Consider the following 11,982-nt stretch of genomic DNA (forward strand, 5'->3'; position numbering starts at 1 on the left):
CCATGCGCACGCTGTGTGCGAGCACCCTGATAGGCGAATTCTTCGTGATCGGCTTCGCGGGCCTGGTCGCGATGCAGATGACCGATCTGCCGGCGGCCACGGTCTGGACGGTCAGCGGCGTCGCGATGCTGCTGTGCCTCGCGCTGTGCGGGATGCTGACCCGTCCGGGTGGTGTCCAGCTCGGCTGGGCGTTGCAGATCGCCCTGATCGCCGGCGGTTTCGTGGTGCCGACGATGTTCTTCCTGGGCGTGGTCTTCGCGGCCCTGTGGTGGGCGTCGGTCCACTTCGGCCGCAAGATCGATGAGGCGAAGGCCCGTTGGGCCGCGCAGGCCGAGGCGTCGGGCGAGGCCGTCTAGCGGCCGTCCGCGCGGCCCCCGGACGGCCGGTGTCCGCAGACCGGGGGCGGGGCCGCTGACGGCCCGGTCACCCATGTAGCCTCAGTTCACCCGCTGACCCGTTGTTCATATCCAGGGAGTTTCTCCGTGAGCCAGCGCACCCTCGTCCTTCTCAAGCCCGACGCCGTCACGCGCGGCCTGATCGGCGAGATCATCGGCCGTATCGAGCGGAAGGCCGGCTGGACGATCACCGCGCTGGAGCTGCGCAGCCTGGACCGTGCCCTTCTGGAGCAGCACTACGCCGAGCACGTCGGCAAGCCGTTCTACGAGCCGCTGGTCGCCTTCATGTCCTCCGGTCCGGTGGTCTCGATGGTCGTCGAGGGCGAGCGGGTGATCGAAGGCGTGCGGATGCTCGCCGGTCCGACTGACCCGATTGCCGCACCGGGTGGGTCCATTCGTGGGGACTTCGGAACGATCACCCGGGAGAATCTGATCCATGCGTCGGATTCCGAAGAGTCCGCCGAGCGCGAGATCAAGATTTTCTTTCCCGGCATTTCCTGACGAGTCATCAGCTGTACACCCCTCGTGACCAGGGGCGACCGAAAAAATCATCGGTCGCCCTTTGGTGTATACGACACGATCGGGGGAACGCATCATCGCGACACGACGTCACCATTAAGGGGGGCGGGTGCGTGTACGGCTGACAATGGCGGAACAGCCTCCCGACGTGTTCGAGTGGGCGCACTACGAACTACGATGGAGACTTCCGCGCCGCACAGCGCATCACCTCCTGCCGACCTCCAGTAAGCATTCGCTCCAGTTGGGAAGGCCAGACGTATCCTCATGGGGAACAACATGTCGTTCATCGGCCGTGACATGGCTGTCGACCTCGGGACCGCCAACACGCTGGTGTACGTCAGGGGCCGCGGCATCGTCCTCAACGAGCCGTCGGTCGTGGCCATCAACACCAACACCGGCGGCATTCTCGCGGTGGGTGCTGAGGCGAAGAAGATGATCGGGCGCACGCCCGGCAACATCGTCGCCGTACGGCCCCTGAAAGACGGCGTGATCGCCGATTTCGAGATCACCGAGCGGATGCTCCGCTACTTCATCCTCAAGATCCACAAGCGGCGCTATCTGGCCCGCCCGCGGGTCGTGGTGTGTGTCCCCTCCGGCATCACCGGAGTGGAGCGCCGCGCGGTCATCGAGGCCTCCACCCAGGCCGGCGCGCGCCAGGTCCACATCATCGAGGAGCCGATGGCCGCGGCGATCGGCTCCGGCCTGCCGGTCCACGAGGCCACCGGCAACATGGTCGTGGACATCGGCGGCGGCACGACCGAGGTCGCGGTCATCTCGCTCGGCGGCATCGTCACCGCGCAGTCCATCCGGGTGGCCGGCGACGAGCTCGACAACGCGATCATCCAGCACATCAAGAAGGAGTACAGCCTTCTGCTGGGCGAGCGCACCGCCGAGAGCATCAAGATCACCATCGGCTCGGCGTACGACCTCGAACAGGACGAGCACACCGAGATCCGCGGCCGTGACCTGGTCTCCGGCCTGCCGAAGACCGTCGTGATCTCGGCCGCCGAGGTCCGCAAGGCCATCGAGGAGCCGGTCAACTCCATCGTCGACGCGGTCAAGACGACGCTCGACAAGTGCCCGCCGGAGCTGTCCGGTGACGTCATGGACCGCGGCATCGTGCTCACCGGAGGCGGCGCCCTGCTCCGCGGCCTCGACGAGCGGCTGCGCCGCGAGACCGGTATGCCGATCCACATCGCCGAGGACCCGCTCGACTCCGTCGCGCTCGGTTCCGGCAAGTGCGTCGAGGAGTTCGAGGCGCTCCAGCAGGTCCTCGACTCCCAGCCGCGCAGGTAGCACGGCCCGGGTCCCGGTCCGCGCCGCGGCCGTCGAACGGCGTCCGCGGCGCCCGGGAACCCCGGCGCCGGCGGCCGGGTCCGCCCGGCCGCTGGTATACAGGCACAACACCCCGACAGACACGGTGCGCTGACGCTCCATCACCCGGGCACCGTCACACAGGCACAACAACTCCCGAACGAGACCGGCGGGGCCCGCAGCCGGCCGGTCCTACGAGGAAGGACACGGCCGCCGCACGTGAGGGACACACGAGAGAGCCGGCTGCTGCTGGTGCTGCTGGTCGCGATCGCGTTCGCGCTGATCACGGTCGATATCCGCGGCGGCGAACAGTCCCCGCTCGACGGTGCCCGGCAGGTCGCCGCCTCCGCCTTCGGCCCCGTCGAGAGCGGCGTCGCCCGCGTCGTCAATCCGGTCGGCAACGCCATCGGCGCCGTGCGGGACTCCGGCAGCCGGCACGACCGGATCACCAGGCTGGAGCACCAGAACGAGGCGCTGAAGGCCAAGCTCGGCTCCTCCGACCGCAACCGCAGCCGTGCCGCCCAGCTGGACAAGATCCTCAAGATCGCCGGCACCGGCCAGTACGGCATCAAGGGCGCCCAGGTCATCGCCATCGGCTCGGCCCAGGGCTTCTCCTGGACCATCACCATCGACGCCGGCCGCCGCGACGGCATCGCCCGCGACATGACCGTGCTCAACGGCGACGGTCTGGTCGGCCGGGTCACCACCGTCGGCGCCGACACCTCCACCGTGCTGCTGGCCGCCGACCCCGACTTCACCGTCGGCACCCGCATGGAGAAGACCAACGAGATCGGCTTCGCCAACGGGCAGGGCGTCCGCTCGCTGCGCGTCCAGCTCCTCAACGGCAAGGCCAACATCAAGCGGGGCGACCGCCTGGTCACCTTCGGCTCCAGCCGGGACAAGCCGTTCGTGCCCGGCGTGCCCGTCGGCCGGGTCGTCCGGGTCGAGCCGTCCAACGGCGATCTGACCCGCAACCTCCAGGTGCGGCCCTTCGTGTCCTTCTCCCAGCTCGACATCGTCGGCGTGGTCGTCGCGCCGCCCCGCGAGGACCCGCGCGACACCGTGCTGCCGCCCGCGCCCGCGAAGCCCAAGCCGACGCCGACGGTCACCGTCACGGCCACCCCCTCCGCGAGCGCCTCCCCCAGGAGCTGACCGATGCGCATCAACCGGATCCTGCTCTCGGCCCCGCTGGTGGTCGTCGCCCTCGTCATCCAGGTCACCATGCTCGCCAGACTCCAGCTTCCCGGCGCGGTACCGGATCTGCTGCTGCTCGTCGTGCTCGGTCTGGCGCTGGTCTACGGCCATGTCGGCGGCGCCCTGGTCGGGTTCTTCGCCGGGCTGCTGGCCGACCTCGCCCCGCCCTCCGACCACGCCATCGGCCGCTATGCGCTGGTGCTCTGCGTCATCGGCTACGTCGCGGGCCTGACCAAGCCGGACTCCGGCCAGCACCGTTCGGCGACGCTGCCGCTGATCGTCGTCCTCGGCGCGGCCGTCGGCTCCACGCTGATGTACGCCGGCGTCGGCGCGCTGGTCGGCGACACCGCCGCCCGGCACGTCGGCATCGTCGGGCTGGTGCTCAGTGCCACCCTCTACGACCTGCTGCTGGCCCCGTTCACGGTGCCGTTGGTGATGGCGCTGGCGCGCAGAACCGAGGGCGATCTGCTGACCGGTGACGGTTCGAGCAGTACCAGCGGGGCCGGCGGCAGCCGCGACGCGGGCTACGGCTGGCTCACCACCGGCACGGGCCTGAAGGCCAGCCGCGGCGCCATGAAGTCCCTGCGCACGGGGACGGGCATCGGCAGCCAGCGCGGCAGTCTGCTCGGCAAGTCGGCCCGCGACAAGGTGGGCCGCATCAAGGGGGTCAAGCGACTGTGACGCCCTCCCCTCTCCCGACCACCACCCCTCGTGGAGGCGCTGCGCGCCATGAGTAATCTCCCGGAAACCCGGACCTCCCGGGTCGGCGTCCGGCTCATCGCGATCCAGATCCTGGTCTTCTCCCTGCTGCTGACCCTCGGCGGGCGGCTGTGGTATCTGCAGATCCGCAACGGCCAGGAGTACGCCACCGAGGCGAAGAACAACCACGTCCAGCAGGTCATCGAGCCCGCCACCCGCGGCTCCATCCTCGACGCGCGCGGGGTGCCGCTGGCCGACAACCAGACCCGTCTGGTCGTCTCCGCGAGCCGTACCGAACTGCTGAAGATGAAGGACGACGGCAAGGCCGTGCTCGGCCGGCTGGCCGACGTGCTCGGCATGTCCGAGAAGGAGATCCGCAACAAGGTCCGGCTGTGCGACGCCAAGACGCCGCAGCCGTGCTGGAACGGCTCGCCGTACCAGCCGATCCCGATCACCGACGAGGCCACCACCCAGCAGGCCCTCCAGATCCGGGAGCGCTCCGAGGACTTCCCCGGCATCAGCGCCGAGCCCACCGCCGTGCGCCGCTACGCCGAGCCCGGCAACGCCAACACCGCCCAGGTGCTCGGCTATCTCTCGCCGGTGACCGACGAGGAGATCAACAAGGCCAAGGACACCAGCTCGCCGTTCCTGCGCTCCGACCAGATCGGCCGGTCCGGTCTGGAGCGGACCTACGACCGCTACCTGCGGGGCAAGGCCGCCGTCACCCGCTACGAGGTCGACAACCTCGGCCGGGTCATCGGCCGGGCCGACAGCGAGAAGGGCCAGGGCGGCGCGAGCGTCGTCACCAGCATCGACGCGAGGGTCCAGGCCATAGCGGAGAAGCAGCTCGAACAGGCCATGAAGGACGCCCGCAAGGTGCACGACAAGAACACCGGCACCAACTACAAGGCCGACTCGGGCGCCGTGGTCGTGATGGAGGCCAAGACCGGCCGGGTGGTGGCGATGGCCTCCAACCCCGCCTACGACCCCAACGCCTGGGTCGGTGGCATCTCCGGCAAGGACTACGCCCACCTCACCGGCAAGGACTCCAACTACCCGCTGCTCAACCGCGCCATCCAGGGACAGGCCGCCCCCGGCTCGATCTTCAAGGTCATCTCGACCACGGCCGCGATCAACGCGGGCTACGACTTCAACGGCCACTACCCCTGCACCAGCTCGTACAGCATCGGCGGCCAGGTCTTCAAGAACTTCGAGGGCGAGGGCCACGGCGACATCAGCCTCGGCCGGGCGCTGGAGGTCTCCTGCGACACCGTCTTCTACCGGCTCTCGCACGACGAGTGGAAGAAGGACGGCGGGGACAAGCCCAAGAAGAACCCCAAGGACTGGTTCTACCGCACCGCCCACCAGTTCGGCCTGGGCAAGGAGACCGGCATCGACCTCCCCAATGAGGTCACCGGCCGGGTCCCCGACCGCAAGTGGAAGACCGACTTCTGGAAGGCCAACAAGGCCGGCTGGTGCGAGCAGGCCAAGGCCTGGCCCAAGAAGAAGGACTTCGGCACCAAGCTCGCCCGTGAGGGCTGCCTCGAAGGCATGAAGCTGCACGCCTACGACTCCATCAACTACGCGATCGGCCAGGGCGACACCCTCGTCACCCCGATCCAGATGGCGACCATCTACGGCGCGATCGCCAACGGCGGCACCCTCTACAACCCGACCGTCGGCAAGGCGATCGTCAGCCCCGACGGCAAGCGGGTGCAGCAGATCAAGCCCACGTCCCACGGCAAGCTGCCCGACAGCCCCAAGACGCTGCGGCAGATCGACTCCGCGCTGGCCGGTGTGGCCACCCGCGGTACCGCCGCCTGGCGCTTCCAGGGCTGGCCGCAGGACAAGATTCCGATGCACGCCAAGACCGGTACCGCCGAGGTCTACGGCAAGCAGACCACCTCGTGGTTCGCGACGTACACCAAGGACTACACGATCGTCATGACGATCGCTCAGGGTGGTACCGGCTCCGGCGCCTCCGGTCCGGCCGTGCGCAACATCTACAACGCCCTGTACGGAGTCGACGAGAAGGGGGGGATCAACCCGAAGGCCGCCCTGCTGCCGAAGCCCCAGGGCTCGCTCCCCAAGATCGAGGGTGACGGGACCATCCAGGCTCAGCCCATCAAGCCGTACGTCCCGCCGTCGCCGTCGCCGTCCGCATCGGAGAGCCCACAGTGACGACCAGCCATACCTCCCGGGCGTTCTCGATCCGGCGCTACACCCCCGAGCTCGGCACCTGGGGCAAGCTGACGGCGCGCGATTCGGTGCTGCGCAAGCTGGACTGGATACTGCTGCTGTCCTGCCTGGTGCTCTCGCTGATCGGCTCGCTGCTGGTCTTCTCCGCCACCCGCAACCGCACCGAGCTCAACCACGGCGACGAGTACTACTACTTCCTGCACCATCTGCTGAACCTCGGCATCGGCCTGGCGCTGACCGCCGGCACGATCTGGCTCGGGCACCGCACGCTCCGCGGCGCGGTCCCGATCCTCTACGGCCTGTCGGTGGTGCTGGCGCTGCTGGTGCTGACGCCCCTGGGCGCCACCATCAACGGATCGCGCTCCTGGCTCGCGATCCCCGGCGGCTTCTCGCTCCAGCCCGCCGAGTTCGCGAAGATCACCATCACGCTCGGCATGGCGATGATCCTGGCCTCCCGGGTCGACGCGGGCGACCGCCCGCACCCCGGCCACCGGACCGTCGTCCAGGCCCTCGCGCTGGCCGCCGTCCCCGTCGCCGTGATCATGCTGATGCCGGACCTCGGCTCGGTGATGGTGCTGGGCGCCGTCATCCTGGGCGTCCTGCTCTCCTCCGGCGCCTCCAACCGCTGGATCCTCGGGCTGGCCGGCACCGGCGTCGTGGGCTGTGTCGCGATCTGGCAGCTCGGACTGCTGGACGCCTACCAGATCGCCCGCTTCGCCGCGTTCGCCAACCCGAGCCTCGACCCTGCCGGTGTCGGCTACAACACCAACCAGGCCCGGATCGCGATCGGCGGCGGCGGACTGACCGGCTCCGGCCTCTTCCACGGCAGCCAGACCACCGGCCAGTTCGTCCCCGAACAGCAGACGGACTTCATCTTCACCGTCGCCGGTGAGGAACTCGGCTTCCTGGGGGCGGGCCTGATCATCGTGCTGCTCGGCGTCGTGATGTGGCGGGCCTGCCGGATCGCGCGCGAGTCGACCGAGCTCTACGGCACGATCGTCGCCGCCGGCATCATCGCGTGGTTCGCCTTCCAGTCCTTCGAGAACATCGGGATGACCCTGGGCATCATGCCCGTCACCGGCCTTCCCCTGCCGTTCGTCTCCTACGGCGGCACGTCGATGTTCGCGGTCTGGATCGCGATCGGGCTGCTGCAGTCGATCCGCGTACAGCGCCCCCTGTCGGCCTCGCGCTGACGCCGGCGCCCCGCCCGCGACGCCCGTGCGCCGTCCCCGCCCGCGCTCACGCCGCGGCCGGGAGGCGCAGTTCGAACCAGAGGGTGGTGGACCGGGGCAGGTCCCCGGGCGGGGTGGTGCCCCAGTCGTCGGCGAGCCGGCCGGTCAGCAGCAGCCCGTAGTCGCCCTGCGGCTCGCCGGCCGCGGAGCCGGGGCGCGGAATCCGGACCGGTGCGTCGTCGTGCACGCTGATCCGCAGGCCGTGCCCGGCGGTCAGCAGCCGCAGCCGGATGTCGGCGGTGCGCGGGGTGTGCAGATGGGCGCGGGTCACCGCCTCCGACGTGAGCAGCACGGCGGTGTCCAGGAGCGGGGCGAGCGGGCCGCGGCGGAGCACGGCGCGGACGAAGTCGCGGGCCGTCTTCGGGGCCCGGGGAGTGCTCGGTGCGGCAAGGACGTACGGGCGGGCGCCTGCCGGGACGCGGATGGGCGACCGGGTGACGGATGCGGTCGAGGGGTGCACGGGGGTCTCCCTCCCCGAGGGGTCGAGTGGGCGCCGGTTCGGCTCCGCACTCTGCGTATTCGTTTCATCACGCAGCGTAAGTCATCGTGTGCGGTGGGTGCCACCCGCTCCGGGCATCCCGTCGCGCGGAGTTCCCCGGTCGGGCGGGTGGCCCCGGCGGGGGCGGGTGGCTAGCCTCGATGCATGGCGGACACCGTGCGGGAGATCGAGCGGAAGTACGAGGTCGACGACGACGCGCACCTGCCCGACCTGGCCGGCGCCGGCCGGGTCGCCACGGTGGGGAAGGCCGGGGCCGAGGAGCTCGACGCCCTCTACTACGACACCCCTGACCAGCGCCTCGCCGCCGCCCGCATCACGCTGCGCCGGCGCACCGGCGGCAAGGACGCGGGCTGGCACCTGAAGCTGCCGGTCGCGCCCGGAGTGCGGGACGAGGTGCGGGCCCCGCTGTCCGAGGAGCCGCCCCCGGAGCTGACCGCCCTCGTCCGGTCGCGGGTGCTGGACCGGGAGCCCGTCCCGCTCGTACGGCTGCGGACGCGGCGCACGGTCCGGGTGCTCAAGGACGCCGCGGGGGCGCCGCTCGCGGAGCTCGCGGTCGACGAGGTCCGCGCCCGCCGGGCGGGGAAGGCCGGCTCGGGGCCGGCCGAGGTCCGCTGGCGCGAGATCGAGGTGGAGCTGCTCGGGGGCGGCGATGCGGCGCTGCTGGACGAGGTCGGCCGGGCGCTGGTCGCGGCGGGGGCGCGTCCCGCCGTCGCGGAGTCCAAACTGGCGCGGGCGCTGGCCGAGACGGGTCTGGACCGCGACCGGCCCGCGCCCCCGGGCGCACGGCCGCACACCCCGCGACCCCGAGGCGCCGGGAAGCGCGGGGGGAAGGTCAAAGGCAAGGGGGAGGGCAAGGGCAAGGCCAAGGGCGCCGGGAAGAAGGCCGGGCCCACCGCCGCCGACGTGGTGCTCCGGTACGTCCGCGAACAGGTGCGGGTGATCGTCGAGCTGGACCCGGCGGTGCGGCGGGACCTGCCCGACGCGGTGCACCGGATGCGGGTCGCCACCCGCCGGCTGCGCAGCGTCTTCCGCTCGTACACCACGGTGCTCGACCGCGCGGTCACGCTGCCCCTCGGCCTCGAACTCAAGTGGCTGGCCGCGGAGTTGGGGATCGACCGGGACCGCGAGGTGCTGACCGAACGGCTGCAGGGCGCGCTGGCCGAGGTGCCCCGGCCGCTGCGGCTCGGCCCGGTGCCCGCCCGGCTGCGCATCTGGTCCGAGCGGCGGCGGGCCGGCTCGCGCCAGGAGGTGCTCGCCGTATTGGACGGGTCTCGCTATCTGGCGCTGCTGAAGAGCCTGCACGCCCTCCTGGAGGCGCCGCCGCTGCGCCCGGCCGCCGATCGCCCGGCGCCCGGGATCACGGCCGCGGCCGTGCTGAAGGACTACCGGCGGCTGGCCCGCCGGGTGGAGGCCGCGCTGGCGGCACCGGCCGGGCGGGAGCGGGACGAGGCGCTGCACGGCGCCCGCAAGGCCGCCAAGCGGGCGCGGTACGCGGCGGAGGCCGCCCGACCGGCGCTCGGCGGGCCGGCGAAGGCGTTCGCCAAGCGGATCAAGCGGGTGCAGCAGCTGCTGGGCGACCACCAGGACAGCGTGGTGGCGCGCGGCGCGCTGCGCGAGCTGGCCACCCAGGCGCACCAGGCCGGCGAGGGCGGCTTCACCTTCGGGCTGCTGTACGGGCGCGAGGAGGCCCGCGCGGCGGACCGCGAGCGGGAGCTGCCGGGCCTGTGGCAGAAGGTCTCCCGGCGCAAGCACCGGGACGCGCTCCGGGCGTGACGGCGCGCGCCGGCCCGCCGCCGCGCCCCGGCACACCGGCACGCGGCCCGGCGGAAGGCAGAGCGCGTGCGCCGGCCCCCGGCGGGCCCTTGCCGCGGCCCGCCGGCCGCCGTGCGAGGGGGGTGCCCGCGAGCGGTTACGCTTGAGAGTCGCCCCCTGCCAGCTCACGAAGGTTCGAGATGTCTGCCGAGTCGGTCTTCCCGCAGCTCGAGGCCCTGCTCCCGCATGTGCAGAAGCCCATTCAGTACGTCGGCGGTGAGCTGAACTCCACCGTCAAGGACTGGGACTCCTGTGACGTGCGGTGGGCGCTCATGTACCCGGACGCCTACGAGGTCGGTCTGCCCAACCAGGGCGTCATGATCCTCTACGAGGTCCTCAACGAACGCGAGGGCGTGCTCGCCGAGCGCACGTACAGCGTGTGGCCGGACCTCGAAGCGCTGATGCGCGAGCACCACGTCCCGCAGTTCACGGTCGACGCGCACCGCCCCGTCGGCGCCTTCGACGTGCTCGGGGTCTCCTTCTCCACGGAGCTGGGATACACCAACCTCCTCACGGCCCTGGACCTCGCCGGCATCCCGATGGAGGCCAAGGACCGCACCGAGGACCACCCGATCGTCCTGGCGGGCGGCCACGCGGCCTTCAACCCCGAGCCGATCGCGGACTTCCTGGACTGCGCGGTCGTGGGCGACGGCGAGCAGGCGGTGCTGGAGATCACCGAGATCATCCGCGCCTGGAAGGCCGAGGACCGGCCCGGCGGCCGCGACGAGCTGCTGCTGCGCCTCGCGAAGACCGGCAGCGTCTACGTCCCCAAGTTCTACGACGTCGAGTACCTCGCCGACGGACGGATCTCCCGCGTCGTGCCGAACCGCTCCGGCGTCCCGTGGCGGGTGTCCAAGCACACCGTCATGGACCTGGACGAGTGGCCCTACCCCAAGCAGCCGCTCGTCCCCCTGGCCGAGACCGTCCACGAGCGGATGTCGGTCGAGATCTTCCGTGGCTGCACCCGCGGCTGCCGTTTCTGCCAGGCCGGCATGATCACGCGCCCCGTACGGGAGCGAAGCATCACCGGCATCGGCGACATGGTGGACAAGGGCCTGAAGGCCACGGGATTCGAGGAGGTCGGCCTGTTGTCGCTGTCCTCCGCGGACCACACCGAGATCGGTGACATCGCCAAGGGGCTCGCCGACCGGTACGAGGAAGACAAGATCGGCCTGTCGCTGCCGTCGACCCGGGTCGACGCCTTCAACGTCGACCTCGCCAACGAGCTGACGCGCAACGGCCGTCGCTCCGGTCTGACCTTCGCGCCCGAGGGCGGCTCCGAGCGGATGCGCAAGGTCATCAACAAGATGGTCTCCGAAGAGGACCTGATCAGGACCGTCTCGACGGCCTACGGCAACGGCTGGCGGCAGGTGAAGCTGTACTTCATGTGCGGTCTGCCGACCGAGACCGACGAGGACGTGCTGCAGATCGGCGACATGGCGGTCAAGGTCATCGCCGAGGGCCGCAAGGTCTCCGGGCAGAACGACATCCGCTGCACGGTCTCCATCGGCGGTTTCGTGCCCAAGCCGCACACCCCGTTCCAGTGGGCGCCGCAGCTGTCGGCCGAGGAGACGGACGCCCGGCTCGAAAAGCTCCGGGACAAGATCCGCGGCGACAAGAAGTACGGCCGCTCCATCGGCTTCCGCTACCACGACGGCAAGCCCGGCATCGTCGAGGGCCTGCTCTCGCGCGGCGACCGCCGCGTCGGCTCGGTCATCCGCGCCGTCTACGAGGGCGGCGGCCGCTTCGACGGCTGGCGCGAGCACTTCTCGTACGACCGCTGGATGAAGGCCGCCGAGGAGACGCTGCCCGGCTTCGGCGTGGACGTCGCCTGGTACACCACCCGCGAGCGGGAGTACGAGGAGGTCCTGCCCTGGGACCACCTGGACTCCGGCCTCGACAAGGACTGGCTCTGGGAGGACTGGCAGGACGCCCTCGACGAGACCGAGGTCGAGGACTGCCGCTGGACCCCGTGCTTCGACTGCGGCGTCTGCCCGCAGATGGACACCGAGATCCAGATCGGCCCGACCGGCAAGAAGCTGCTGCCGCTGTCCGTCGTCAAGTAGCCCTTCCCGTACGCCCCTTCGGCCCGGCCCCCGCATCTGGGGGCCGGGCCGCG

Annotated in this window: 10 protein-coding genes; 9 read left to right on the forward strand and 1 reads right to left on the reverse strand. The window is 70.9% G+C overall.

Annotation, left to right across the window (positions count from 1 at the left end):
* Positions 1–2 precede the first annotated feature (2 nt).
* The 7 genes from K7396_RS24190 to rodA all read left to right on the forward strand — a co-directional run bounded on the left by K7396_RS24190 (position 3) and on the right by rodA (position 7,513).
* On the forward strand, positions 3–356 hold the full coding sequence (locus K7396_RS24190) for a DUF4233 domain-containing protein (RefSeq protein WP_086718384.1): 354 nt from the start codon (positions 3–5) through the stop codon (positions 354–356).
* A 126-nt stretch (positions 357–482) separates the two neighbouring features.
* Positions 483–896 carry a nucleoside-diphosphate kinase gene (gene ndk, locus K7396_RS24195; protein WP_086718385.1) on the forward strand — a complete coding sequence of 138 codons (414 nt, stop codon included), beginning with the start codon at positions 483–485 and terminating at the stop codon, positions 894–896.
* A 294-nt stretch (positions 897–1,190) separates the two neighbouring features.
* Entirely contained in the window at positions 1,191–2,210 is a 1,020-nt protein-coding gene (locus K7396_RS24200) for a rod shape-determining protein (RefSeq protein WP_003985182.1), read from the forward strand.
* A 237-nt stretch (positions 2,211–2,447) separates the two neighbouring features.
* Positions 2,448–3,380, forward strand: coding sequence for a rod shape-determining protein MreC (mreC, locus tag K7396_RS24205; protein WP_086718386.1), 933 nt, complete (start codon positions 2,448–2,450; stop codon positions 3,378–3,380).
* A 3-nt stretch (positions 3,381–3,383) separates the two neighbouring features.
* Positions 3,384–4,103 carry a rod shape-determining protein MreD gene (gene mreD, locus K7396_RS24210; RefSeq protein ID WP_086718387.1) on the forward strand — a complete coding sequence of 240 codons (720 nt, stop codon included), beginning with the start codon at positions 3,384–3,386 and terminating at the stop codon, positions 4,101–4,103.
* Positions 4,104–4,151: 48 nt separating this feature from the next.
* A complete protein-coding gene (gene mrdA, locus K7396_RS24215) occupies positions 4,152–6,302 on the forward strand; it encodes a penicillin-binding protein 2 (protein WP_086718388.1) in 2,151 nt (716 codons plus the stop codon).
* A 29-nt stretch (positions 6,303–6,331) separates the two neighbouring features.
* Positions 6,332–7,513 carry a rod shape-determining protein RodA gene (rodA, locus tag K7396_RS24220; protein ID WP_223660417.1) on the forward strand — a complete coding sequence of 394 codons (1,182 nt, stop codon included), beginning with the start codon at positions 6,332–6,334 and terminating at the stop codon, positions 7,511–7,513.
* 46 nt (positions 7,514–7,559) lie between these two features.
* Here the strand turns inward: rodA and K7396_RS24225 are convergent, their stop codons facing one another.
* Positions 7,560–8,012, reverse strand: a complete 453-nt coding sequence (locus K7396_RS24225; protein ID WP_086718390.1) for an ATP-binding protein — start codon at positions 8,010–8,012, stop codon at positions 7,560–7,562.
* A 183-nt stretch (positions 8,013–8,195) separates the two neighbouring features.
* Between K7396_RS24225 and K7396_RS24230 the strand changes: the two genes are divergently transcribed.
* Positions 8,196–9,824, forward strand: a complete 1,629-nt coding sequence (locus K7396_RS24230; RefSeq protein ID WP_086718391.1) for a CYTH and CHAD domain-containing protein — start codon at positions 8,196–8,198, stop codon at positions 9,822–9,824.
* Positions 9,825–10,003: 179 nt separating this feature from the next.
* Positions 10,004–11,929 (forward strand): TIGR03960 family B12-binding radical SAM protein, encoded by a 1,926-nt coding sequence (locus tag K7396_RS24235; RefSeq protein ID WP_086718392.1) that lies wholly within the window; start codon positions 10,004–10,006, stop codon positions 11,927–11,929.
* Positions 11,930–11,982: the final 53 nt, after the last annotated feature.

This window comes from Streptomyces angustmyceticus, from assembly GCF_019933235.1.
Taxonomy (GTDB): Bacteria; Actinomycetota; Actinomycetes; order Streptomycetales; family Streptomycetaceae; genus Streptomyces; species Streptomyces angustmyceticus.

Excerpts from the sequence above, each read along its gene's own strand:
- K7396_RS24230 (WP_086718391.1), top strand. The coding sequence starts at position 8,196 with ATGGCGGACACCGTGCGGGAGATCGAGCGGAAGTACGAGGTCGACGAC.
- K7396_RS24190 (WP_086718384.1), top strand. The coding sequence starts at position 3 with ATGCGCACGCTGTGTGCGAGCACCCTGATAGGCGAATTCTTCGTGATC.
- mrdA (WP_086718388.1), top strand. The coding sequence starts at position 4,152 with ATGAGTAATCTCCCGGAAACCCGGACCTCCCGGGTCGGCGTCCGGCTC.
- K7396_RS24235 (WP_086718392.1), top strand. The coding sequence starts at position 10,004 with ATGTCTGCCGAGTCGGTCTTCCCGCAGCTCGAGGCCCTGCTCCCGCAT.
- mreD (WP_086718387.1), top strand. The coding sequence starts at position 3,384 with ATGCGCATCAACCGGATCCTGCTCTCGGCCCCGCTGGTGGTCGTCGCC.
- K7396_RS24200 (WP_003985182.1), top strand. The coding sequence starts at position 1,191 with ATGTCGTTCATCGGCCGTGACATGGCTGTCGACCTCGGGACCGCCAAC.